Below are 25,012 nucleotides of genomic sequence, written 5' to 3'. Positions count from 1 at the left end.
AATACACGGGGATCGCCGAACCTTTGTACACAACACCCAAGGTGAGGATGTTGATGTCCGTCTTGCCCCATTGCCAGTTAGTCCGGTCGAGTGTCAGGTAGTATTTTTGTCTTGGAAAATCAAACAAGTCCATCTGTAGGCGGGCGATGGCATCGTAATCAAACCACACCCTCGCAAAGAACCGTTGCAGGCGGCGGTAACGCGATTTTACCCCGGCATCACCCGCAAAACCCAGTGCCAATTGCGTCAAATTCACCTGCTTGAGCCGCAACAGCCCCAACAACATGCCCACAAAACATTCCAGACGGGGCTTACCCCAATCCAGACGTACTTTTAGACTGTCCCGCAGCCCGTCGCCCAGTTCCATATCATCTCCTGTTTGGTCGCAAGAGAGTGGAACAGGTTAGCGGCGGGCTTTCAAGCCTTGGTATTGGCGTCTATAAAATCAATGGGTTATGTTTTTGTCGTGTACAGAGAGCAGGCAAATAATTTCTAATTGGCCTCACCCGCAACCCCACCACCCTTTCCGGCACTAGCTCGAATATGCCCTGCGCCGGAGTTGCTGGGTATTTGATTCAGGTCAAGGATAAGCCCCCCTCCCCATGTTTTGATGGGGCGTGTTGGTATAGCTGAAAGAGTGGGGTTATGCTCATGGTCAAAATTTCATCCCGATGGGTTTTCATGATTGTACTGGTCAGCAGTTTTCTGCTGGTCATAGCGGGGCATTGGCTGTCCGGGCGCTTACAACCGGAAATCCTGCTCGAACTTCCGCATGACCCTGCCTGCGACCTGCGTCTGGGCAGTTGTACCAGCAATTTGCCGGAAGGCGGCAAGGTCACATTCGGCATCGAACCCCGCACCCTGCCAGTGCTGAAACCCCTTGCCCTCAGCGTCAGCGTCGAAGGGGTGATAACCCGCCGGGTTGAAGCCAATTTCAATGGCGTAGACATGAACATGGGGCTGAACCATGCCGAGTTACCCGCTGCGGGGGAGGGCAAGTTCAACGGCACGATCACCATCCCCGTCTGTATCCGTGACAGCATGGAGTGGGAAGCCAAGGTGCTATTGCATACCCCAAATGGCATCATTGCTGTCCCTTACCGTTTTTGGACTGGCAAATGACGGAGAAACACCAACTGGATGATACATTTGGCTACCAGCAAGTTTCAAACGTAGAGCGGGAGCAACGTATCCGCGACGTATTCAATAAAGTTGCCCCCCGTTATGACCTCATGAATGATGTCATGAGTTTTGGTATCCACCGCTTGTGGAAACACCGTTTTACCCAGCGGGTCAAACCTCAAAAAGGGCAAACAGTTGTTGATCTGGCAGGGGGAACGGGTGACATTGCTTTGAAACTGGCGGGTAGTGGACATAACACCCTACTGATAGACCCCAGCTTAGCCATGATGCGGGCAGGCAATGCCCCACAGGCAACAAACTTGCGCTGCATTGCCAGTACAGGCGAAAACTTAGCATTGCAGGACAATTCTGTGGATGTGCTAACCATCGCTTTCGGTATCCGCAATATGACCCGTATGGAAACCGCCCTAACAGAGATTGTGCGGGTATTAAAACCAGGCGGGCGTTATTGGTGCTTGGAATTTTCCCATCCGCACTGGCTAATCAAGCCTTTTTACGATTTCCATTCTTTCTACATCATCCCCAGACTAGGGGCATGGATCAGCCGCCAGCCTACTGCCTACACCTATCTGGTAGAATCCATCCGTCGTTTCCCCAACCAACAAGAACTTTGCCACATCATGGAACAGGCCGGACTAGAACAGGTTAGCTACCATAACCTGAGTTTTGGTATTGCTTGCATTCATAGCGGCGTCAAGCCACTGAAAGGTTGAAGGGCATGGCTATCCGCCACGGCATCATTTATCAGCGCGTGTCACTAAGCCCGGCTTGGCTGAACCGACGGGTAGCAACACTGTGCAAAGACCTACAACAAGACGGGATCAAAGCTGGGGACACGTTGATAACCGACGCTTCCCCACTACCTACCGTCCTACTGACCTATGCCGCCGAACGGTTGGATTGCCGTTTGGCGAGTTTCGACCCGAACTGGCTTGAAACCCAGCGTGAAGGTTTTATCAGCGCCGCCCGCATCCGTTGCTCCCCAACCCATCCAGACATTCGGCTGGCGCTGGCAACCAGCGGTAGCTCAGGCCAACCCAAAGCTGTGCTGCTAACAGAAAATGCAATCCACAGCAGTGCCCGCGCAGTTTGCCAACGCCTTGAAATATCTGCCAATGACATGTGGCTATGCTGCCTACCACTATTTCATATTGGTGGGCTTGCCATCCTACACCGTTGCGCTGTTAGTGGTGCATCCCTGTTACTGCACGATAAATTTGACCCATTAAGGGTTTTGCAGGACATCCAGCGTTACCACGTTACCTGCATTTCCTTGGTTCCCAGTATGTTACAACGCTTATTGGAAGCACAAGACTGTTCCCCGCTCCCCAAATCCCTTCGTATCGCCTTAATTGGGGGAGCCGCGCTGCCAGAAAAATTGGCGGAACAGGCTATCAAATCCGGTTGGCCGATTTGCCCAACTTATGGCATGACCGAAACCTGCTCCATGGTGGCAGTTTGCTATCCTCCCCCTAAAAGCTGGATGGCAGGTCAGGCAGGGCAAGCACTGGAACATTTGGACATTGGTTTTGGGGAAGAACAACGCATCCTCGTGCGCGGCAATAGCATCATGGAGGGTTACGCTTACCCGGACAGCCCTTTTATACCGCAGCCATCAGGTGTATGGCTGGAAAGTGGGGACGCTGGTTATCTGGATACCCAAGGGCAATTGGTGGTGCAAGGCAGGCTGGATAATATCATCATTAGCGGCGGTGAAAACATCCATCCACGGCAGGTAGAGGAATCCCTGTTACAACATCCTTGTGTGGAAAATGTCATGGTTGGCAGCAAACCAGATGCTACGTGGGGGGAAACACTGGTGGCAGCCTTCACCGGACAAATAGAGGAAACTGAACTGGCAAGTTGGAGCAAGCAACATTTACATGGCGCATTCCGGCCTCGCCACTTTATCAAGCTGGATAGCCTTCCCCTCAATGCCCAACATAAGCCGGATTACCACCTGTTGTTTTCCTAACAAACACGTGCACGGTATTGACCGTGACACAACGGATATTCTCAGCATTAAAGAAGCCATATTCCACTGCCACTGAAGTTTTATCCGTCGCCCCAACCGATAATTCCACCCGAATGTCATCCCCATGCCGTAAGGGATAATGATAATCTGCCTGCGCATGTACTAACGGAATACTAACCTTCCCAGCATCTACGACCTCACCCAGTTCCAACCCTTCTTGCCGCATAAAGGCTTCATAGGCATCGTGGGCATGAGTAAATACATGCGCAAAAAATAGGATTCCCGCCCTATCAACCTGATGAAACGGCACGCGGAAACGGTAAATGAAAGTTTCAGGAAACATCATGGTTTAACCGTAGCATCCCCCCCATAATTTGGGGTGGTTGGGTCACATCCTTTAATAACCAAGAAGACGTTGCCAAACCATGTGCCAGACCATTGTCTAGTGCTGTGGCTAGATGTGCAGTCGCCCTCACCCCTACGGCGCTGTCGACTACCGTTGTCACCACACATTCCTTGCCAGCATCTATAGCCCGCTGTGCCAGCCGGAAAGCGGGAACTAGCCCGCCCAATACCGTCGGTTTAAGCATTAACCGTTGGGCAGGATGGGCAGTAATACCGTGTTGCCACCGGGGCAAAGACTCATCCAATGCCAATGGGAAAGACACCAATGCCTGCAAACCCAACCAATCGTCCGCATCAGCTTGTTGTAAAGGTTCTTCCAGTGACTCAATGGGCAAATCTGCAATCTCCCGCAAAAACTGACGCGCCAGCGGTAAAGGCCATGCCCGGTTAGCATCCAGCCTCAAGCGTACATTAGGAGGCAGAGAATCCACTAACTGATGTAGCCCATCCAGTTCTTGCCGTACACTCTGCAAACCAACTTTGAATTTAAGAATACTAAATCCCTCTTCGACAGCCTGAATAACCTGAGTAAGCCCCCCCTGCCCTAAGCCACCCAATACCGTATTGACCGAAATAGCCATCGGTGCTGCGTGGTTGAGTAAGTGGGCAATTGGTATCTGCCGTTGCCGAGCACATAGTTCCAATAAAGCGGTTTCAACTGCGTAGCGGGCAGCAGGTGTAACATGCCCCATTTCTTCCAACGCAGTCACCACGGGTAAGCCAGTTAACTGCCGTTGCAAGTGTTGCAGGCTTACCCACGCTTGTGCGGCGGTTTCTGTCCCCGCTTCCGGCATGGGAGGGCAATCACCGTAAGCCACATGACCATCCGCCGTTTTTAGGCAAACTAGCCAACCCCGTCGACAGGCCATGTTCCCCCGGCTGCTCTGCCATGGTATCTGCAACGGTAGGGCATAAGGGCGTAGCATGATGCGTTTCAGTTTTATCATTCGTAGCGAACCTCCCCTACAGCCAGTAACAAACCCAGCACTAACTGGAACTGCGCCGTCTGCGGCAACAGGGGATTAAATTCCCCCGCCTGCTGCACCCGGCAAAAAGCCCTGACCAGATAAACTGCCCACGGCAAAACCAGCAAGGGCAAATATTTCCCCAACCCGCTAGCAGCAACCATAACAAACGGCAACAGCAGCAAACTGGCATATTCCACACAGGAAAAGGCCGTACCCATGATCACCGCCAAGGTGCGTCGCCCCGCCTGCTGGTCAGACTCCCGATCACGGGTATTGTTGACCACCAGCACCGCCGCTGCGGGCAAACCCAAGATACAGCCCGCCAGCAATGCCTTACTGTCCACCTGCAAGGTTTGTAGGTAATAGCTACCGACCACCGCCACCACGCCAAAAAATACCAGCACAAACACTTCCCCGAACGGTGAATGGGAAATGGGGTATTTTCCACCTGAATAAGCAGCCCCAGCCGCCAGCGACAACAAGCCCGCTACCAGTATCACCCAGCCACCCACCGCCACCAGATAAACGCCAAGGCAAAAAGCCAGCAGAAAACAAAGTTTCACCCCCTGCATCACCTGTGCCGCTATCAACAGCCCCGCAGCCGTCACCCGTAATGGTCCCAACCGATTGGCTGTATCCACCCCATTGGCATGGTCGGCAACATCATTGTGCAGGTTGGTTCCCATCTGGATCAGCACCGCTACCAGCAACGCAGCCAAGGCAGGCAACCACTGGAAGCCGTGGGTTTGGGCAAACGCCAACGCACTCCCCACCACCACCGGGATCACCGCCATCCCCAGTGTTTTGGGGCGCACTGCCAGCAGCCACGCCTGCAACTGCATCATCAGGGACGGCGCGGGAAAGTTGAAAAATCCGGCTGGCGCTTTTCCACAAAGGCATTGCGCCCTTCCTGTGCCTCCACCGACATGTAGAACAGCGCGGTGGCATTGCCCGCCAGTTCCTGGATTCCAGACAGCCCGTCGGTGTCAGCGTTGAAACCGGCTTTCAGCATCCGCAAAGCCGTCGGCGAATGCTGCAACATCTGCCTGCACCAGCGCACGGTTTCGGCCTCCAGTTCCGCCAGTGGCACGACCGCATTCACCAGCCCCATCTGTAAAGCCTCATCCGCCCCGTACTGGCGGCACAGGAACCAGATTTCCTTAGCCTTTTTCATACCAACAGTCCGTGCCAACAACCCAGCACCCAACCCGGCATCGAAACTGCCCACCTTGGGGCCAGTCTGACCGAAACGGGCATTATCTGCCGCAAGGCTCAAGTCGCAGACCAAATGCAGCACATGCCCGCCGCCGATGGCGTAGCCTGCCACCATTGCCACCACCGGCTTGGGCAGGGTGCGTATTTGGCGCTGCAAATCCAGCACGTTCAGGCTTTGCACCCCTTGCCCGTCGCAGTAGCCACCGTGTTCACCGCGTACTTTCTGGTCGCCGCCGGAACAGAACGCCTTGTCTCCCTGCCCGGTAAGGATAATGACGCCGATGTCCGACGACACATGCGCATGGTGGAAAGCTTGCATCAGTTCCAGTACGGTTTCCGGGCGGAAGGCATTGCGCACTTCCGGGCGGTTGATGGTAATTTTAGCAATTCCATCACCGCTGTGGTGATAGAGGATGTCTTCAAACACCTTACCCGCTACGGGTATCCATTCCATAACTATTTCCTTTAAAGCATGACTTCAATCACACACGTCCGTTCTTGCCCCAGCGCATGGTCGAATACCGCCGCAAAACCGTCCGCGCCGTGGATGCGCTCAAACCCCAGTCCATACAGTTGCGCCACCAGCGAGAAATCCAACCCAATCGGGGTCAGCCAGTAACGTTCAAACTGCGCTTGTTCCAGTTTGGCTTGCGACAGTTGGCGGAATATCCCCCCACCATTATTGTTCAGCAACACGATGACCGCATTGGCCTGTTTCGCCAACAGCAAGCCATTCATGTCGTGGAAAAAGGTCAGATCGCCCAGCAAAGCCACGGTTTTGCCGGGATGCACCGCAGCCATCCCCAGCAGGGTGGAAATATTGCCATCAATCCCGCTTGCCCCACGGTTGGCGGCAACTTTCAACCCCTTTACTCCCTTACCCGAATAATGGTCAAGGTGGCGGATGGGCATGGAATTGCCGGAAAACAGCAGCGAACCTTCCGGTAAGGTATTGAGCATCTGGCGGATAATAACGGCTTCGGTTCGTGGGTCAGCATCCAGTACTGCCCCGTTTTCCTGTTCCGCCTGCCTGAAACTTTCCAGCCACGACCTTGCGGCAGGCTGGGGTTTCAGTGTGGCAAGCTGCTGGCAAAAAGCCTTCGGGGAAGCCCTGACCATCAGTGACTGTTGGAAAAGCGGGTCAGACCAGCCACCTTGCCCATCCACCACAATGTGCAAAGGGAGCTGGCTGCCCGACAAGTATTGCTGCAAAGCACGGGATACGGGCATCGTGCCGAAACGCAGCACCCATTGCGGTATATGGCTACCTGTGAAGGTGACATCCCGCAGGAAAGCATCGTAACGGGACAACAAGTGTCCACTGACATGCCCCCCGAAACGCAGATTGGCAAGGGGGTCAGCCAGCACCGGGGCATCCAGTGTTTGCGCCAGATGCATCAGTACGGCGGGGAATGTGTCGTCGTAAACACCTTCACCGCACACGATCAATCCCGGCTTGCCGCTGATGGTGTCGCAGATGTGGGTTAATTGGGCGGGTGGGGCATAGACCGTACCACACGCATTCCCCCGCGTCCCCAGCCCTTCCCCCGCAAGGGGTGAAGGGGGCAAGAGGGAAGGGATTTTACCTGTAGGTAGCAATGGTTCACGCAACGGCACGTTGATATGCACTGGCCCCGGTTTGGGCCACAGGCTTTCCTGCACCACTTGTACTGCCAGTTGGTGGACACGCCGCAATGCCTTGTCCGAACCGTCTGCTTCGGAGAGTTGGTGGAAAGCCCGCACATGGGAGCCGAACAGCTTGATCTGGTCGATGGTCTGGTTTGCGCCGCACTGCTGCAATTCCCACGGGCGGTCAGCCGTCAGCAGGATCAGCGGGATACCGCTCTGGCTGGCTTCGACCACGGCAGAGAACCAGTTGGCCGCAGCCGTGCCGGAAGTACATTGCAAGGCTACGGGCTTGCAGCTGGCTTTTGCCATGCCAAGGGCAAAAAAGGCAGCACTGCGTTCATCAATCTGTACCCAGCAACGCAAGTCGGGGTTGAGGTCGGCTACCAGCGTCATCGGGGTGTTGCGTGAGCCGGGGGAAATGACGATTTCTTCCACCCCTGCCTCCACCAGCCCTGCCAACAAGGCAGCACACCAGAGCAGGTTGACGGTTCCGGTATCAGTTGCCTGCATCCAGCAGCCTCCGCAGCGTGTCCAGTTTCAGTTCGGTTTCATCCCATTCCTGCTGGGGGTCGGAATCCGCCACGATGCCTGCCCCGGCAAACAGGTGGGCTTCCCCATCTTGCAGCAGGGCGCAGCGCAACAGCACCGACAGTTCGCCTTCCCCATTATGCCGCAACCAGCCGACCCCGCCGCTGTACCAGCCACGCTGGTGGTTGCCATGCGTGCGCAGCCATTGCCGCGCCGGGGCTGCGGGGAAACCGTTGATGGCGGGGGTGGGATGCAGACATTCCAGCAAGTCCAGTACCCGGATACCCGGTAGTGCCTTGCCGCTGATTTCTGTCCACAGGTGTTGCAAATGTGGCAGGGAAAGGGTCTGCATCTGCTGGCCGACACTGACTTCGCTACACACCTTGGTGAGTGCCTGACGGATAGCTGCGATTACGGGCGGGTGTTCCGCTTCGCGCATCCGGGCGGGGAAATTCGCCCGTCCCGGCTTGCGGGCAATGGTTCCAGCCAGCGCGTCGCAGCTCACCCTGCCATCACGCAGCGATACCAGCCGTTCGGGGGTGGCTGCCAGCAACCAGCTAGTGCCAAAGGAAACTGCCAGCAGGGTGCAGGAGGGGTAATGTTGCTGCATCCGGCGCATCAGCACGGCGGCATCAACACCGGGCAGGAGCGGCTGGCGGGTGCGGCGGGCGACTACCAGCTTGTGCAGTTCACCGTTGTGGATGGCGGCTTTGGCTTGGTTGACCAAGGAAAACCAGTCTTGTTGGGAGGAAGATACGTAGGGTGGGTGGAGCGTAGCGATACCCACCATTCGGAGCGGTGGGTATCGCATTCGCTCCACCCACCCTACATCCAACCCTGCCACCAATTCCCGCCACCGCACCAACACCTCCTGCCATGCCTTGCCACCAAGCCGCACCGTCAATGTCAACGTCGTGCGTTGCCCCCGCTGCTCCATCACCAGTTCCGGCACATATAACAGGGCATTGGGAAACCCTTGCCACAAGCCATCCCCATCTGTATCTGTGGCATCAAACGCATAGCCCGTCATGGCAGCAATGGGCATCGCCTCCCCGACCTTGTGCCAGTTGCTATCCAGTTGGGCAAACTGCTGTTTCAGGTCAGCAAAGCGGCTTTCCCCCGTTGCCACACAGCGTACAGCTTCGCCCAGCCCCACCACACCATGCTGTTGCTCAGGCCGATGCCAGTAAAAACAGGATTGGAGAAAATCGGTACGCAAATCAGGCAGTGGACACAATCCCGACGGCACGACCAACGTAACACTGAACAGCGCATCCTCCCGTAGGGGCGCACCCCCGTGTGCGCCCTCCCCAACACCCTCCTCAGCCAACCGCCGCCGCAACCACGCCAGCAACGGCAGTTCCGGCAACATCTTCAAGGCAAATCCCCACGCTGGAACAACCAATACCCCAGCCCCGCGCACCCCATCCCCAACGCAATCGGGTAAAACAGCGCCCACAGCAAATAAGCGGTATTGCCAAAAATATCCAGAATCAGGTAAGCCGAAGGCCCCAGCATCACCAGTTGCGGGTCAAACAACATCATCGACGCAGTGCGGAACACTTGCAGTGGGTTCGCCAGCGCAATGGCAATCACGTTATCAGGTTCCATCCCACCATTGACTAATGCCCCCAGCAGGATCAAATCCAGGAACAGCAACAACACCAGCCACAAGATAAAAGCCACGCCTTGCGCCACATCCGCCGCCCTCACCAAAGTGGAAATCAACATGCCAATGCCCAAAAAGCACCACGCCAGCGACAGCAAAAATCCGGTGTAAAACAACACTTGCGTCCACGGAATGTCTGCCCCCTTGAGTGCTGCCCAGACAACCGCCACCAGCATAGCCAGCACCACCGGCAGGAACACCACCAGAAAACGCCCCGCCATCTTGCCCCAATACCACGCCGACAAGGACACTGGCAGCGACAACAGGTATTCAAAAATCCCCGCCTCCCGGTCGCCTGCCACCGAGCGCACCGTGGTCAGCAACACAAAAATCGGCAAAATCGCCATCGTGATTTGCAGGTAAGTCACCAGCAAGCGCGACAGCCCGGTGAAACCCATCACCCGCGATTCGGTTAAGCCCGTCATGAACAGTGCCACCACAATGCCGCCAAAGATCAGGCTGTAAACAATAAACCAGCGCGAACGCAGCGATTCGTTAATGTCCGCCATCGCCGTCAAGCGCAGGTGATGCAACTGCCCACTGTCCGGCCACTTGGGCAAGCGCAGATGTTTGTTGGTCATCATGGCAAAGTTAGGCAGGTTAAGGGCTTTCAGGGCTTTCAGGGCTTTCAGGGCTTTCATCGGGCGGGTTCCTCAACGGGTGGGGGGTGTGCTGCCCCTCCGTGGATGTTATATTTTTCTTCAACTTTATAGACGTGTGCCTTGGCCTGGGTGAAATCCAGCGTACCTTGCTGTTGCTCAGCTTGCGCACCCAGCCCGTAGGCCATTGGGGTAATCTTGTTCGGGGCATACCACGCTTTGCGGGCATCAATCCATTCCCCACTTTTGAAATCTGTCACCCAGATTTCCACCGCCGGGTTATCCTTCCACGCCTGCTCATCCAGCCAGATGACGGCGCAACCAATGTCATCAAATTTGTAGACCTTGGTTTTTTCCCCCGGCACACTGCCGCGTATTTGCGCCGAATAATGCCGATCACTGACTGCCATTGCACAGCGCACACAGGTATCGCTATCCCAGCGGACTTTCTCCGGCCCTGTGTCGGGTTTGCCGGAACAGGCAGTGAGGAATAGCAGCATTAATACCAACCACCACTGTTTCATTTCTTCTCCTCCATGCTGATCCCTTTCAATAACCCTGCATAACGCGACAGCACCCCCAGAAACCGCAGCCGGTCTGGCCCTGCCACCTTGCCTTCCCAGACATTACCTGCGGGTGTGGATTGGAAACCCCATTCACGCACGGTTTCAGCAAAGGCACTATTGGCGCTGCTCAGGGTAATGCGGCAATCCAGCAAGCTGTCCATCGCCACTTGGTCGGCAACGTGGTCATCCAGCACAATGCGCCCCTGATCCAGTTCCACCACCCGGTTCACCAATGCGGCGACCTCATCCAGACGGTGGCTGGAAATGATCATTGCCACCTCGCGCTGCTTTTGTGCCAGCAACTGGAAAAAAATATGGCGGGCGGCGGGATCGAGGTTGGCGGCAGGTTCGTCCAGCACCAGCAGATCAGCGTCACGTCCCAGCGCAATGCTGATCAGCAATTTCTGCTTTTGCCCGCCGGACAATTTGACGAAAGGCTGGCGGCGGATCGCATGGGCATCCAGCCCTAGTTGGGTGGCAACCGCAAACATGCGCCCGGCATCACTATCACACACCCCTGCGGCAAACTGGATCAATTGCCCAACCGGCATTTTCAGCGGTGGCGGCAATTGCGGCACGAAACCGATCTGTTTCAGCACTTCCTGACGGTGATTGCGCGGTGCTTTGCCATTGACGCTGACCGTGCCGCCGTGCAGATATTCACCCAGCAAACAGCGGAACAGGGTGGTTTTGCCCGCGCCGTTGGAACCCACAAAGGCCACCCGGTCGCCCTGCTGGATGCCAAGGCTGATGTCGTCCAGCACCTTGTTGCCCCGGAAGGTTTTCGACACCTTGTCAAACTGGATGGAAATTGGATTCGTCATAGATGTTTTCCGATGCCCTTGAATTTGAAGGTCAGCGACTGGGTGGGGCAAGCATCCACGCAGCGCCCGCAACGGGTGCAATCTGCGCCGATTTCAGTCTGCACGTCTTTCGCCCGTCCCTTGATCACCGTATCCAGCACATGCGGGACGAGGCAAACCTTGCGGCATTCGCCCTCGTGGAAACAGTTTTCCAGTTTGTGGGTGACAACCAGCGGCGAGGTGGAACCGACCAACCCGTAAGTCAGCCCAATCGGGCAGGCGTAACGGCACCATGCACGGCGTGAATAGAAAATTTCAAACAGCAGCAGGGTGGCTACCCATGCCAGCGCCACTCCGGGGCCATAAATCAGCGCCCGGCTCAAAATGCCTACGGGTGAAATGGTTTCAAATACGGTGTAACCCGTGACCAGCGCCAGCAAGGCAAACACCAGCCAGAAGGCAGTACGGGTACGGCGGTCGAATGGGTGGTCTTTGACCAGCTTTTTATCCGCCAGCTTCAGGTGCAGGATTTCCGCCCATTCCGCCAGCAGATGGTAAGGGCAAACCCACGAGCAGAAGGTGCGCCCGCCCAGTAGCCACCACATCAGTGCCACGGTGACAATGCCGATCAGCAGGTTGATCACCACCTCCTTGAACGCCAACATCACTTGCAGGGCAGAATTCAGGTCAGCCATGTGGAAACCGACGAAACGTGAGCCAGTCAACGCGCCTTCCAGCATCTGGATGTCCAGCCAGTAGGACAGCACGAACAGCAAGTTGACCACGATCAACACTGCCCAGCGCCGCCGCCGCCATTTCTGGGGCGCATCATGTGCAGCTTTGTGTGCCAGTTCGGCACGGATTTGGGTGATGCGGCTTTTGTCCTCGCGGTGCAACTTGTGGATCACCTGCGCGGGCGCGGAAATATCCTCTTTGACAGGCTTTATCGGGTCACGCCCCAGCAGCTCCAGTAATGAGTCTTTCAGTTTCATGCGGATAACCCCCGGCTGGCAGTACTGTCCATCACAATGACAGCGGGTTCTGCCGGACAAACCATTTCACATACCCCGCAGCCGACACAACCGTCGAGTATTTCGGGGCGCATCTTTTTGGTGCTGCCATCCTGATCAATATCCACTAGCCGGATAGCGTGGCGTGGCGGGCATTGACCGGGGTCGCCGGAAGGTGGTTTGCCTGCATCGCACTGGTTGGCACGGATTTCGATGGGGCATAAACGCACGCACAGGTCACAGATTTCTAGGTCGAAGGGGTGTTCTGCCAGCGGGATAGGGTTCCAGCGGTCGATTTCTTCAAAGCGTAGTTTCCCGCTGTAATCCGCCCCGCGTGCCAGCCCCTTGAAGCCTTTGCCCTGTACAGCAAGGCAGGTTTGCGGGGAAACGACCTTGGCAACTGCCATCTTGGCTTCATGCGGGTAATTGATGTGGTGGGTCAAGGCTCCGGTAGGACACGCCAGCACACATTGCAGCCCGTCACAGGAAAAATCGCAGGCTTGGGCGCGGGCATCAATATAGGGCGAACCGACCCCAAAGCCCTCATCCAAATCTGCCAACTTGATGGCATTGACCGGGCAGACCTGTACGCATTGTCCGCACTTGATGCAGGAGGCCAGAAATTCCCGTTCCTTCAACGCACCGGGCGGGCGCAGGCGTTTGGCCCATTGCCCCAGCACGGGTATTGCCCCCAGCAGGGACACGCCCACTACGCCTACCATCAGCAAGGCAGACCGCAGGAACTGGCGGCGTTGTTTCTGTTTTATCAGCGGGTTCAGGACACTCATTGTTGTGCCTCCAGTAACATTTCCAGTGCATCTTTTTTCTGCGGTTTAGCGGCTGCCGCAGGCATCGCTTGCAGCATCGCCATGCGTGGGGTTTTATCGCGGATCAACAGGGTGGGCTTGGAAAATGGCGCAAGGCGTTCCAGAAAATCCAGCGCCTCCAGCAGGGGCGATCCTTTAAAGAATTGTGCATCCGAGACTTGCTGCCACAGCCGGTCGGCATAGGAATAAATTTCATGCGGGGTATCGCCGACCCCATCATGGTTACGGTCAAAACCCTGATAATCACTCCAGTAATTATCATCCCAGACATTGTTATTGGCAGTGCCGCGCCCGGACACCACCACTGGGGTCATATTGTCCACAAACTGGTTCTGCTGGAAGGTATTGCCGCGCCAGTCATTCAAAAACCGCACCCCGATGTCGTTATACGCCAGCAGGTTGTTCCTGAACTGGTTGGTGGTGTCCGGCTGGAACGGCGACATATCAATGTAAAACCCACTGGCGCAATACAACACCTTGTTGTTTTCGACCATCAGGTCGGAGGTTTCCTTGAAACCAATCCCCACCCCGGTTGGCCCTGCCGCATGGGTGATCGAATTGTTGCGCACCACCACCCCGTCGCTGTACATCAGGAAAATGCCGACCGCATTGTTGTAGTACTCGTTGTCTTCCACCAGATTGGTCTTGGAGTACATGAAATGCAGCGAATAGCGGCTGTCTGTCACCTTGTTGTGCTTGATTTCATTATTGGCGGAATACCACACCACCATGTCGCGGCTGTCCTCCACAATATTGTCAGTAATCTTGTTGTAGAAGCTGTACCAGAGGCGTACCGAATCGCCGCGCAAGCCCAGTTCAAACGGCTTGGAGCTGATGTGGTTGCGGCGCACCACATTGCTTTCCGACTGCTGCAAGTCCACCCCGAACAGGCAATTGTCGATCACGCTGTCCTTGATGACATTGTTTTTGCCGCGCACTTGCACCCCTGAATCAATGTCATTGTGGGATACGCCGGAGTTGGTCAGGTGCAGGTTTTTCAGGGTAGCATTGTCGGTGTCCAGCAATACCACCGTGCCTTTGCCGCCGCCGTCAATGGTGACTTCATTGCGCCCGTCGATTTGCATGGGTTTGTTGATCACCACTGGGCCTGCATACGTTCCGGCGGGTGGGGTCAGGATGCCGCCTTCTGCGGTGGCATCGACCAAGGCTTGGAAGGAGGGGAAGGCTGCCAGTGCTGGCAGGGGTGACAGCAGCAAGAGAACCAGAAGCATCCCCCCGATTTTCATACCTTATTCCCCCGCTTGCATTTGCTTACGCCGCAACAAGGCCGCCAAGCTCAGCATCCCCGCCGACAACAGCATCAGGAAGAAGCCGATGTAGGGGTAGGAATGGGTGGTGAATTGCGCCACCTTGCCCTGCCCAAACACCGTCGGCATAAACGGCTTGACAGTAAACGCACCCATTGCATTCAGGCTATGCCCGTACCACCACAGCCAGCCGGAATACTCGATGATGAAAAACAGCGGCAATGCCAGCGGCACCAGAATCAGCAACCAGTACAGCGGGCGGATACCTTTCCAAGCCCCCCACAGCAACAGCAGCATGGCTAGCGGGATGCCCCAGAACACCACTTGGGCAACCACCGACATGGTACTTACCATCGGCAGGATTTCCGCCGGGTTGTTGAAGTAACGCCCCAGACTCTGCCCATAATGCCACGACATCACCTGTGAGCCGCTGCCATCCCAAGTCTGGCGCTCATTGGCGGGTTTGCGTTCCTGCGCTTTCTCGAACATCACCTGCAAATGCTGGATGTAACCGTCCTTTTCCACCCCTTCCGCCGGAGTTGCCTTGGGGGCAGCAGCAGCGGGAGCGGCTTCCCCGGTGCTTTTCGCCATTGAAGCCTTGAGGCGTGCCACAATCCCCCCATCCGATTCCGCATCCGCCGCACCTTCATCCTTGGAGGTGTCCTGATCCAGTGACGTGACCAAAGCGTAGACGTAGCCGGTGCTTTGGTACTTCAAGCCATCTGCCCCGTACCATGTCATCGCCATCCACACCACAATGCCGCCAAATCCGAGAGCCATGACCCCAGCCCGTGCTTTCGGGTTGGAGAACAAAAAGCCCAGTAACATCACCACCAGCAAGCCTGTCAGGAACGGGGAAAAGGCTTTTTCCACCACCCCGCCTGCGGCAATCGGGTACATGCCCACGTAGTGGTTGATGGTGTCCATCTCATGCACACAATCGAGTGCCTCGCCTTCGCTGATCTCGGCCTTTTCCACTTTTTGGCAGCCGTTGGTCACGCCGCTCATGCCGAAGTGGATGCGCACCCCATCGGGGAACGCTTCCTCAGGGTAATTGGGCGCGGTCAGCGATACCCACCACACCGGGGTAAAATAGATTGCCACCAGCGTGACAATCGCCCCGATGATTAACAGGTTGGCGAACAGCACCCGATTTTTGCCAATGCTCATGATGTTCCATCCCTAGTTAAAGTCAGGGTTTTTCCAGTCTGTCGAGGGCGCTACGTCATCCTTGGGAACTGGCAGGCGCGAGGCATAGTTGACCACCATCTTCATGTCCATGTCAGTGAACACTTTGATCTGATCCACCATTTCCGGGTTGGCGTTGCGGCGCTTGCCATCACGAATCCATTCAAACTGGCGCAGCATGTAGTTGTAATGCTGCCCGTCAATGCGCGGGTAGAACTTGTCGGCCTTGCCCATGCCGTCCTCACCGTGGCACTTCACGCAGTTGTCGGCGTAGAGTTGCTTGCCCTTGGTAAATTCGGGTGTACCTTCCGCCCATTCGCCTTTGCCATTGTCCGGGTTCATGGGCAGGCTTTCGATGTAACCGACCACATCCGCCAATGCCTGTTCATCGCCGATGGCTTCGGGCAGGGCAAACGGGTACATGGTGGGGTTGTCGCGGTTTTTGGCGCGTATGTCCGCTAATTGCTTAATCAGCACTTCCTTGTGTTGCCCGGACAGTTGCGGGAAGGTGCCGTCTGGTTTGCCCCAGCCTTCGCCCAGATGGCAGCCGGAACAGACTTCGTAGACTTCAAGGCCATTTTTCAGGTCGGGTTTCAAGTCCATGACCGCTTCGCGCTCCGAGCCTTCCGCCATCCACACGTTCTTGCCTTCACCGCTTTTGCCAGTCATGGCGGCGGCGGGTTTCTCACCCGTGGCGGGGGCTGCGGATGGGGTGGTGGTTGCCGCTGCGGGCATTGCTGCTGCTACGGGTGCAGCCGCTGGTGCATCGGTTTTGCCTGCCGCTGCAATCTTTTTCAACTGCTCTTCCATGCTGTCGGCGGGTTTGGCTTCCGCCGTGGGTGCGGACGCAGGCGTAGCTGGTGCTGCTGCCGCTGGGGTAGCCGCAGCAGCAGGGGCTGCATCTTTCTTTTCCAGCCTAGAAACCGCCATCCCCGGCTTGTATTCCAAGGTGGCAACGTATTTTGCCAAGGCTACCATTTCCTCGTCGCTGACGAGTTGCATGACGACCTTCATGGCTTCTGCCTGACCATTCTTGCGTGCGCCGCTTTTGATGTCCTTCATTTGCTGGAGGGCGTATTCGGCGCTTTGACCGCCAATCGCTGGGTAGCCTGCCATGATCGGGGTATTGGCATCCTTACCGTGGCAAGTGACACAGGTCTTGTCGGCAAACAGTTTTGCGCCATCCAGATCGGCGGCAAGTGCATGGCTGCCCGCAGTGCTGGCAAACAGCGCCACCAGCACGAGGGTGATTTTGTTGATTCCTGTCATGATGGTTCTCCCCGTATTACTTCAAGCCAGCAACATACGTTGCCAAGGCTGCCATTTCTTCATCGGAAACAGTCGCCATGACCGCTTTCATCGCTGCTGACATGCCATTGCTGCGCGTCCCGGACTTGATGTCTTTCAACTGTTGCAGGACGTAAGTTTCATTTTGCCCCGCAATTTTGGGGTAAGCGGGCAGGATCGGGGTTTTGGCATCCGCACCGTGACAGGCAACGCAGGTTTTGGCGGTGTACAGTGCTGCGCCATCGGCTGCTTGCAACGCTCCGCTGGAAAAGGCTGTCAGTGCCACGGCTGTCAGCAAAGCGGTTTTGGTAAACTTGAACATGAACGGTTCTCCTCGAATTGGGTTAGCCCAAAAGTAAGGGGCAGGTAGACTGCCCCCTTTATCAACTATTACTTATATTCCCGCCTTGACTCAAATCAAGGGGGAGATTTCCCTACTTGGCTGCTGGAGCTGGTGCGGGCGCTGCTGGAGTCGCTGGCACAGGTGCTGTCGGAGCTGCTGCTGGAGCCGCTGCTGGTGCAGGCGCTGCCGCCGGAGCTGGAGCCGCCGCCGGATCAGCCGCTTTCGCGCCATGTTCCTCAAGGAAGGTCTTGGCACGCAAGCCCATGTCAGCCGTTTTCACCTGATACTGCCACCACTGGTTCGCCCAACCCATTGCCTTGTTCCAGTCGCCTTTTGCCGCGAACTCTTCGCCCTTGGTTTTGGCATCCTTAGCGAAACCAAGCTGGTCGGTTGCGTCCTCAACCAGTGCCACCACTTCAGGGAAGTCCTTGTAGTTGTGGCTGGTAATGAAGCCCACCACCGAGTCGATAACCGCCTGAGTTTCAACGTTGGTCTTGGTTTGCTTGTCGTAGTCCGCTTGGGTGTATTGCGTGCCGTCGGTCACTTCGCCTTCACCTGCTGGTGCGACGTAACCCTTAGGCTGGACTAACAAATAGCCTTGCATTTCCAAGTGCAGCGCGGAACAGAACTCGGTGCAGTAGTAAGGGTAAACACCCGCTTTCTCAGCCTTGAAAGTAACGGAGGAGGTTTTGCCCGGTTCGAGGGAAAGCTGGACATTCTGCCCGTACATCGCAAAACCGTGGGTTTCATCTTCCGCCCGCTCCAAGTTGGTCAGGTGGATATGCACGGTATCGCCTTCCTGTACCTCAATGGTTTCAGGGGTGATGTGGGAACGGATGGTTGTGCCATAAACATGCACATCGGTACCTTCACGCACGGTCTTTTCCTGACCGGCACGGGTCTTGTAGGGAGATTCTGTGTCTGTACGTGAGTTCCAGCCAGACCTGTAACGGATTTCAGGTTTGAGCTTGTCAGCCTTGATCGCTGCCACATAGTGCGGTTCCCCCAGTGGGATGGGCATGTCATACAACAGTTGCATCTTGTCGCCACTAATGTCGATCAACTGATGGTTTTGTGGATGCAACGGCCCGACCGGGTTGAAGCGGTCAATCGCCAGTTTGTTCAGGGCAACCAAGTACTTGCCGTCCGGGCTAACGGTATCGCCTTCCATCGTCATCAAGTGACCGACGTTGTAGTGGATGGCCAACTGATCCAGCACCTTGCCTTCGCAGTAATCCCATTTGGTGATCATCGAATCGACGTAGATGGAGGTGTAGGCCACGCACGGTTTGGAGTCAAACTGGGTATGCAATGGCCCCAAGCCCACTGGCACGGATTTGTGCAGCGCGTCTTGCAGCGAAATAATGGGTACACCGTAGTCATCCTTGCCTTCAAACTTCTTATTGGCAATGGCATCCTGAATTTTCTTCCAGTCATATACCCAAGTATTGCTGTCCAGTTTGCCACCTACCACAATCTTGTCGCCGGTTGGCACGACATCAACCCCGTGCGGGCTTTTGGGTTCAGGGATCAGGTACAGCAAACCTTCCTCAGTCGCTTGCTTCAGGGTAATCAGGTAAGCGCCATTGACTTTGGGGACTTTGCCCGCTGCCACCAGTTCAGCAGCCTTTTTCCAGTTGGTGACGTGCATGAAGTCGGTGTCCTTGGCGGAACAACCTGCCTCATAGGGCGGGCGGCCTTTCTCAATACCGCCGACATAACGCTCGGAACAGAACGAGTTGGTGAAGCCCCAGCCTTCAGATGGCCCTTTGCCCGCATCGGACAAGTCTTGGCTGTAAGGGGCAAGCTCAAACGTAAATGACTTTTCCGGGTCAATCCGCCCCTTTTCCTTATCGAACTTCCAGTAGGTCAATGCCCCCCGGTATTCGTCGTTGAACTTGCTTAAGGGCACGAAATCCTTGCTGTAGGGTGCCGCATACTGGCTGGCTTCCATCACGTATTCGGTGTTGGTGGTGACGAATGCGCCGCCGTGTGCCGATTTCATGAAAGGGTTGACCACAATCTGCTTGGTCTCGAAGTCTTTCAGGTCAATGACGGCAATACGCGGGTTGGCTTTGTCATTGATGAACAGGTAACGCCCATCGTAATCCCCGTTGGTTTCGGAGAAGGCCGGGTGGTGGGTGTCACCGTAGTTGATGTCCTTGCCGTTGATCTTGCCTTGGGCAAGGACTTCCTTGGATTCGTCATCAAAGCCGTAGCCTTGCCACGGTTCAGGGGTGAATACCCCGATGTATTTGAGAATGCGCATGGACGGGATACCGTACACGATCACCTGTCCGCTTTGCCCGCCAGAACTGAACGCAAGGTATTCGTCGCGCCCACCAGTAGGGGTATAGGTTTTGGCTGCGGCGAGAATATCTTTCTCGGTTAACCCACGTGCTTTCATGACATCCTGCAAATTGCCTTCTGCCCACACTTGCTGCACCGGGGCGGCAAGTGTGACCAGCGAGGCAATGCAGGATGCCAGCATGGTTTTACGTATAACTTTCATGGTAATTTTATCCTCAACAATTTTTGGAAACCTGCGTCAATACGATGTGTCATTTCACACGTGGTGGTGTGTGATTTCACACACTATGCTGTTTTGCAGGAAAACCTGCCTTGACCTGAGTCAAGCCAAAAATTGTGATAAACCCTCAACCATAATGCCCATCAACCCTTGCTTGAACTAGCATTGCCCCGTATTGCCAAACGAACAAAATAAAGGCAGCTATCCACAAAAGTTGCGCTGCCACTATCCAGACAGTATGGAACTGCGGAAGCAGCCACACAGCCAATACCCGAATGGATGCACCCATGAAAAGCAGCAGAAAGACCGGGATCACAATGCGCGGCGGGTCAAATACATTGCGTCCGGTATGCCCCAACGTCACCCGCGCCATCATGCCAACCGTTATCATCGCAATACCACCATAGGCAAAAGCATGTACCGCCAGCCACGGGGAAACACCCACCGCCACCGAAAGGAATTTCAACAAGAACCCTGACAACAGCCAGCCATAGCCCAGATACAATACCCACAGCAATGGTTTTTGCCAGATATTGGGATGATACCAGCCTGCCAGACGGATGCCATGTAACCCAACTTGCCCCAGTGCCAACGCGGCAACGCAATAAGCAGCAATAGCACTGCCCGTCCCCAACGCCAGCAAATCTGCCAAAGCGAAGGCCACAAACAGCCCCATACTGAAGCGGTCTACCCATACGTTGTTACGTGCCTCAAATGGGCAACCCACACCCCGCTCAATAAAAAACGGAATAACCCGTCGCCCCATCGTGAAAACCAGTGCCAGAATGGTGTAAAAACCAGCATACAGCCCCACTTGCATCCCCGCAGGCCAATACCCCAGCAAGCCAAGGTAAAACAATGCATTAGCTGCCAGCAATAAGGCAACCTCACTAACAATAGCCATATGCTGCCACTGTTTTACCCGGACAATCGGCTGCCCTGTTGCCGCCAGCAGCCACAGCAAGAACAGCGTATCCGCCAATGCTGTAAACGCCAGCGGCAAGCTTGTGAAAGGCAGGATACGTGCCAGCAACCAGACACCCGCCAGCCCCAGCAAAGGCAAACCGTACAAGGTCTGTTGCCCCGTCCAATTCTTGATGGCGGTCAGCAGGAAGCCCGCAGCAACCGCCACCGCATAGCCAAATACCATATCATGGGCGTGCCAAGTAACGGTTGGATACCCGCTATGTAAACCACCCCAACCAAAGCCATAAATGCCTGTCCACAACACCATACCTATCACCGCAAATAATCCGGCAGCGAGAAAAAAAGGCCGAAAACCGAGATGGGAAAGGGCATATTTGCCCGTCACGGGCGGTTTACTATTCAATTTGATCATAGGGACTTCTTCTTGCCATGTTGAAAACAATTTGCCGGAGGGTTCGCCGCCACCCCAGCATCCTTTGCCACTGCTTGGGCACATTCGCCCTGTACCCATTGCAGCAGGGAAATCCCGCTGGCATATTCTTGTACCTTTCCGCAAGCATCAATGCAGCTATGACACTGGGTGCAGGTGAACATATTTCGCTTGATGGTGCGCGGTTTTAGGCGCATCGGGCAGGCGTGTTCGCAGGAAGCATCGCAATCACTGCATAGTTTGGCGCGTGGGCTGTCGAACCCCACCACCAATGCCTTGCGGTTCGTCATCCAGACAAAACTTTGGGCGACACCAAGAGCGCAGCCAAAGCGGCAAAACAAATGGCGTGCTAAGGTAAACTCAAGGATGAACAGCAACGTACCCACCCCAATAAAAATAGCTTGATTGCGGGTCAAGGAAAATAACAGCAGGTTACCGTAGATTTCTTTGGGAGGCAGCAGGTAAGTCAGCAGCACCACCGCCCAGAAAAAAGAAATCAGCCCGACCACCAGCACCGTTACAGGCCAATACCAAGGATTACGCGGAATGTGCTTACCATCCGACTGCTGTTCTGGCAAGCTTTGCTTCTCCCATAAGCTGGGTTTGCCTGATGCACGTCGCATCAGACTATTGATGATTTCCACCACCGCAAAATGCGGGCAAAGCCAACCACAGTACAAGCGTCCATATTTCCATGAAATCCAGCCACCAATACTCACAACCAAAAAGATCGGCATGAAGATACGCAAGAAAATGCTGCCCACCATTTGCATACTGTCACTCTGTGCGGTGAAACCCAGCCGCCACGGTTCCCCTAGAAAAAATAGGTGGTTAGCATTCAGGTCAAAGCGAAATAAATCCAGCGGCGGGGCAAGCATGAATAGCAGAAAAAAAGCCAGTCGGGATAAAGTGCGGTAATACTGCATACTCAACACCTAAAGTTAACCAAAAAATCTCATGACAATTGTTGAGTAACACACTAAGGAAAGCAACTATTACGCGCCTTGACCAAAATCAAGCTCATCCAACCATGCTCCAATCACCGTCTCCCCTGCCTGTCGAAGTGCCTCACCGTGTTGTTCTGCTTGCCTGCGCAGGCGCGTTAGATCAATCCCATTATTCAATAACTCTACCGAATGACCGATCAACCATTGCTCAATACAGCGGGTATCTGCTTCCAAATGAAATTGGAAGGCCAATGCATAGTTGCCCAAACTGAATGCCTGATTTGGGCAGAGGGGGGTCTGTGCCAATGAATCAAGGCCAGCAGGAACCTCAAACTGATCACCATGCCAATGTAGGACGGGAAAATCCGCTGGCAAATTTTGCAATACCGAGTATCTACCCGCCGCCGTCAAGGTCAACGGAGCAAAGCCGATTTCTTTCTTTGACATCGGGCTAACTTGCGCACCTAATGCCCGAGCCATCAATTGTGCCCCCAAACAGATGCCCAGCGTAGGTAATCCCTCCTCTAAGCGTTGGGAGATCAGTGCAACTTCATCCCCTAAAAAAGGAAATAAGGCATCGTCATAAGCGCCAATCGGTGCGCCTAATACCACCAACAAACCAATGCGGGCATTACTAAGTGCCGCTAACGAATCGACACCAATATCACAATACTGAATTTCATAACCACGTTTTTCCAGTACAGGCTTGAGCGTCCCAATATTTTCAAATGCCACATGACGAATGGCAACAACCTTTTTTCTAGGCATGGAAAAACTCCTTGGTCAAAAATAGAAAAACCGGCAGGGTATTCCCCTGCCGGAAGATAATGCCGCCTTTTAGTACACGTCTACCACCAAAGGAGTCAGCGGCTCAGTTAACGAAAAATTTACGCCCGTTGGGCTTTCTTATCCGGCAAGAAGCTCAGCACAAACAGGATAGCCCCTACGAGGAACACCAATCCAGTAAACTCACGCATCCAGTAGAACAGGCTGATTTTTTCCTGCACCATCATGAACGCTTGCGGCGCATCGCTGTAACGTTGCAAATACACTTGCAGGATGCCCGCACCTGTCAGGAACAGGGTGATGAAGACGATAGAAATAGTCATCAACCAGAATGACCACATTTCCATCACTTGCTTGGCATTGCTTTTCGCTTCCTGCCCACGCATCAGCGGTACGGCATAAGAAATGATCGTCAACACCACCATGACATACGCACCGTAAAAAGCCATGTGCCCGTGTGCTGCCGTGATCTGTGTACCGTGGGTGTAGTAGTTCACTGGAGCTAAAGTATGCAGGAAACCCCACACGCCCGCGCCAAGGAATGCCATGACTGCCGTCCCCATCGCCCACAGTACCGCTGCCTTGTTCGGATGCTCACGCTTGCGCTTGTTGATGACATTGAAGGCAAACAGGGTCAGCATGAAGAACGGGATAGGTTCGAGTGCGGAAAAAATGGAACCCCACCACTGCCAGTATTCCGGCGTACCAATCCAGTAAAAATGGTGCCCCGTACCGATGATGCCGGTAATCAAGGTCATGGCAATGATAATGTACAGCCATTTTTCAACCACTTCACGGTCAATTCCGGTCGTCTTAATCAGCACGAATGCTAGGATGGAGGCCAAAATCAGTTCCCACACACCTTCTACCCACAGATGCACAACCCACCACCAGTAATACTTATCCTTGACCAGATTGTCCGGGTTATAGAACGAGAACAGGAAGAACACCGCCAAGCCGAGCAAACCTGTCAGCAATACGATGGTCACAACGGTCTTGCGCCCACTCAGTACAGTCATACCTATGTTAAACAAAAAGGCCAATGCCACAATGACGATGCCTATCTTGGTAATGGTTGGCTGTTCAAGGAACTCACGCCCCATAGTCGGCAATAAGTCATTGCCGGTGATTTGCGCCAAGGTTGCATACGGGACAGCCAAGTAGCCAACCACGGTTAGTGCCGCTGCTATCAGGAACGTCCAAAACATCAGCACCGCCAACTTGGGTGAATACAGTTCCCGTTGTGACTCTTCCGGTACGAGATAATAGGATGCACCCATAAACCCCATGAGCAACCACACAATTAAGGTATTGGTATGCACCATACGCGCCACATTGAACGGAATTTCAGGGAATAGAAAATCCCCCATCACGTATTGGAGACCCATAATAAGGCCAAACAGTATTTGCGCTAAAAATAACCCGATAGCGGCAATAAAATACAGTTTAGCAACCGACTGGGATTGATATTGCATAATAGTTCCTCCTTAACCCTGAATATTTGGTGGCCAGTTGTTGGTATTGATTTCACTGGTGTATTTCAGGAATTCAACGACTTCATCCAGTTCCGCATCGGTAAAATTGAATTGCGGCATACTGCGTCGACCGGGAACACCCTCTACCGGACGGCTACGGATGAAGGCTTTGAGGGCATCTTTACTGCCACCGAAACGCTTGTAGACATTGCCCAGCTCCGGCGCAAAGTACGCACCTTCACCTAGTAGGGTATGGCAACCGATACAGTTGTTGCGCTCCCACAGGCGCTTGCCTGCGGCAACCTGTTCAGTGAGGTTTTGATGGTTGTCACGCGCAGGCCAAGCTTGGTGCGTGTCGAGCGTTAGGGCAAGGAACAGCAAAATGAAAAAAGTTGAGCCGCCGTAGTAAATGTTCCTTGCCATGCTTTTGGTGAATATCTCCTGCATGGTATAAGTCCCTCCGTATTTGTAAAGTGTGGAATACGAGTCGAGAC

Annotated in this window: 24 protein-coding genes and 1 pseudogene; 3 read left to right on the top strand and 22 right to left on the bottom strand. The window is 54.7% G+C overall.

Annotated elements, in window-relative coordinates; all coding sequences use genetic code 11:
• Positions 1-367: pseudogene (locus PHE17_RS19195) on the bottom strand (IS4 family transposase); the annotation flags it as partial.
• 278 nt (positions 368-645) lie between these two features.
• Between PHE17_RS19195 and PHE17_RS19190 the strand changes: the two are divergent.
• Genes PHE17_RS19190 through PHE17_RS19180 form a run of 3 tightly spaced genes read left to right on the top strand, consistent with a single transcriptional unit; the run spans position 646 to position 3,118 of the window.
• A complete protein-coding gene (locus PHE17_RS19190; RefSeq protein ID WP_301017529.1) occupies positions 646-1,122 on the top strand; it encodes a hypothetical protein in 477 nt (158 codons plus the stop codon).
• The gene (locus PHE17_RS19185) at positions 1,119-1,856 is read left to right on the top strand and encodes a class I SAM-dependent methyltransferase (RefSeq protein WP_301017528.1); all 738 of its coding nucleotides are present in this window, start codon (positions 1,119-1,121) and stop codon (positions 1,854-1,856) included. The genes PHE17_RS19190 and PHE17_RS19185 overlap by 4 nt, the downstream gene beginning before the upstream one ends.
• A gap of 5 nt (positions 1,857-1,861) precedes the next feature.
• Positions 1,862-3,118 carry an AMP-binding protein gene (locus PHE17_RS19180; RefSeq protein WP_301017527.1) on the top strand — a complete coding sequence of 419 codons (1,257 nt, stop codon included), beginning with the start codon at positions 1,862-1,864 and terminating at the stop codon, positions 3,116-3,118.
• On the opposite strand, the gene PHE17_RS19175 is transcribed toward PHE17_RS19180, so the two are convergent.
• From PHE17_RS19175 to PHE17_RS19075, 21 genes are all read right to left on the bottom strand, one after another.
• Complete coding sequence (locus tag PHE17_RS19175; RefSeq protein WP_301017526.1) at positions 3,075-3,464, bottom strand: acyl-CoA thioesterase; 390 nt, start codon at positions 3,462-3,464, stop codon at positions 3,075-3,077. The genes PHE17_RS19180 and PHE17_RS19175 overlap by 44 nt on opposite strands.
• On the bottom strand, positions 3,451-4,470 hold the full coding sequence (menC, locus tag PHE17_RS19170; protein ID WP_301017525.1) for an o-succinylbenzoate synthase: 1,020 nt from the start codon (positions 4,468-4,470) through the stop codon (positions 3,451-3,453). The genes PHE17_RS19175 and menC overlap by 14 nt, the downstream gene beginning before the upstream one ends.
• Positions 4,467-5,336, bottom strand: coding sequence for a 1,4-dihydroxy-2-naphthoate polyprenyltransferase (locus PHE17_RS19165; RefSeq protein ID WP_301017524.1), 870 nt, complete (start codon positions 5,334-5,336; stop codon positions 4,467-4,469). Before PHE17_RS19165 ends, menC begins: the two co-directional genes overlap by 4 nt.
• Positions 5,336-6,160 (bottom strand): 1,4-dihydroxy-2-naphthoyl-CoA synthase, encoded by an 825-nt coding sequence (menB, locus tag PHE17_RS19160; RefSeq protein WP_301017523.1) that lies wholly within the window; start codon positions 6,158-6,160, stop codon positions 5,336-5,338. Before menB ends, PHE17_RS19165 begins: the two co-directional genes overlap by 1 nt.
• An 11-nt stretch (positions 6,161-6,171) precedes the next feature.
• A complete protein-coding gene (gene menD, locus PHE17_RS19155) occupies positions 6,172-7,845 on the bottom strand; it encodes a 2-succinyl-5-enolpyruvyl-6-hydroxy-3-cyclohexene-1-carboxylic-acid synthase (RefSeq protein ID WP_301017522.1) in 1,674 nt (557 codons plus the stop codon).
• Positions 7,832-9,235, bottom strand: a complete 1,404-nt coding sequence (locus PHE17_RS19150; RefSeq protein ID WP_301017530.1) for an isochorismate synthase — start codon at positions 9,233-9,235, stop codon at positions 7,832-7,834. The genes menD and PHE17_RS19150 overlap by 14 nt, the downstream gene beginning before the upstream one ends.
• Before the next feature lie 2 nt (positions 9,236-9,237).
• Positions 9,238-10,173, bottom strand: coding sequence for an ABC transporter permease subunit (locus PHE17_RS19145; RefSeq protein WP_301017521.1), 936 nt, complete (start codon positions 10,171-10,173; stop codon positions 9,238-9,240).
• Positions 10,170-10,655, bottom strand: a complete 486-nt coding sequence (locus PHE17_RS19140) for a hypothetical protein (protein ID WP_301017520.1) — start codon at positions 10,653-10,655, stop codon at positions 10,170-10,172. Before PHE17_RS19140 ends, PHE17_RS19145 begins: the two co-directional genes overlap by 4 nt.
• On the bottom strand, positions 10,652-11,521 hold the full coding sequence (locus PHE17_RS19135; RefSeq protein WP_301017519.1) for an ABC transporter ATP-binding protein: 870 nt from the start codon (positions 11,519-11,521) through the stop codon (positions 10,652-10,654). The genes PHE17_RS19140 and PHE17_RS19135 overlap by 4 nt, the downstream gene beginning before the upstream one ends.
• Positions 11,518-12,492 (bottom strand): NapH/MauN family ferredoxin-type protein, encoded by a 975-nt coding sequence (locus PHE17_RS19130; protein ID WP_301017518.1) that lies wholly within the window; start codon positions 12,490-12,492, stop codon positions 11,518-11,520. The genes PHE17_RS19135 and PHE17_RS19130 overlap by 4 nt, the downstream gene beginning before the upstream one ends.
• Positions 12,489-13,298 (bottom strand): 4Fe-4S dicluster domain-containing protein, encoded by an 810-nt coding sequence (locus PHE17_RS19125; protein ID WP_301017517.1) that lies wholly within the window; start codon positions 13,296-13,298, stop codon positions 12,489-12,491. Before PHE17_RS19125 ends, PHE17_RS19130 begins: the two co-directional genes overlap by 4 nt.
• The gene (gene nosD / locus PHE17_RS19120; RefSeq protein ID WP_301017516.1) at positions 13,295-14,584 is read right to left on the bottom strand and encodes a nitrous oxide reductase family maturation protein NosD; all 1,290 of its coding nucleotides are present in this window, start codon (positions 14,582-14,584) and stop codon (positions 13,295-13,297) included. The genes PHE17_RS19125 and nosD overlap by 4 nt, the downstream gene beginning before the upstream one ends.
• A gap of 3 nt (positions 14,585-14,587) precedes the next feature.
• Positions 14,588-15,775 (bottom strand): hypothetical protein, encoded by a 1,188-nt coding sequence (locus PHE17_RS19115; RefSeq protein ID WP_301017515.1) that lies wholly within the window; start codon positions 15,773-15,775, stop codon positions 14,588-14,590.
• Positions 15,776-15,787: 12 nt separating this feature from the next.
• On the bottom strand, positions 15,788-17,062 hold the full coding sequence (locus PHE17_RS19110; protein ID WP_301017514.1) for a c-type cytochrome: 1,275 nt from the start codon (positions 17,060-17,062) through the stop codon (positions 15,788-15,790).
• Positions 17,063-17,078: 16 nt separating this feature from the next.
• The gene (locus PHE17_RS19105) at positions 17,079-17,402 is read right to left on the bottom strand and encodes a c-type cytochrome (protein ID WP_301017513.1); all 324 of its coding nucleotides are present in this window, start codon (positions 17,400-17,402) and stop codon (positions 17,079-17,081) included.
• A gap of 112 nt (positions 17,403-17,514) precedes the next feature.
• Complete coding sequence (gene nosZ, locus PHE17_RS19100; RefSeq protein WP_301017512.1) at positions 17,515-19,935, bottom strand: Sec-dependent nitrous-oxide reductase; 2,421 nt, start codon at positions 19,933-19,935, stop codon at positions 17,515-17,517.
• 145 nt (positions 19,936-20,080) lie between these two features.
• Positions 20,081-21,292 (bottom strand): NnrS family protein, encoded by a 1,212-nt coding sequence (locus PHE17_RS19095; RefSeq protein WP_301017511.1) that lies wholly within the window; start codon positions 21,290-21,292, stop codon positions 20,081-20,083.
• The gene (locus PHE17_RS19090; protein ID WP_301017510.1) at positions 21,289-22,236 is read right to left on the bottom strand and encodes a 4Fe-4S binding protein; all 948 of its coding nucleotides are present in this window, start codon (positions 22,234-22,236) and stop codon (positions 21,289-21,291) included. Before PHE17_RS19090 ends, PHE17_RS19095 begins: the two co-directional genes overlap by 4 nt.
• Positions 22,237-22,305: 69 nt before the next feature.
• The gene (locus tag PHE17_RS19085; RefSeq protein WP_301017509.1) at positions 22,306-23,025 is read right to left on the bottom strand and encodes a glutamine amidotransferase; all 720 of its coding nucleotides are present in this window, start codon (positions 23,023-23,025) and stop codon (positions 22,306-22,308) included.
• 119 nt (positions 23,026-23,144) lie between these two features.
• Positions 23,145-24,518: a cbb3-type cytochrome c oxidase subunit I gene (locus PHE17_RS19080; RefSeq protein ID WP_301017508.1), complete on the bottom strand. Its 1,374-nt coding sequence runs from the start codon at positions 24,516-24,518 to the stop codon at positions 23,145-23,147.
• 12 nt (positions 24,519-24,530) lie between these two features.
• Positions 24,531-24,965, bottom strand: a complete 435-nt coding sequence (locus tag PHE17_RS19075; protein ID WP_301017507.1) for a cytochrome c — start codon at positions 24,963-24,965, stop codon at positions 24,531-24,533.
• Positions 24,966-25,012 lie beyond the last annotated feature (47 nt).

This window comes from Thiothrix sp. (genome assembly GCF_028714775.1).
Lineage (GTDB): Bacteria > Pseudomonadota > Gammaproteobacteria > Thiotrichales > Thiotrichaceae > Thiothrix.
This window is presented reverse-complemented; position numbering and strand designations above follow the sequence as displayed.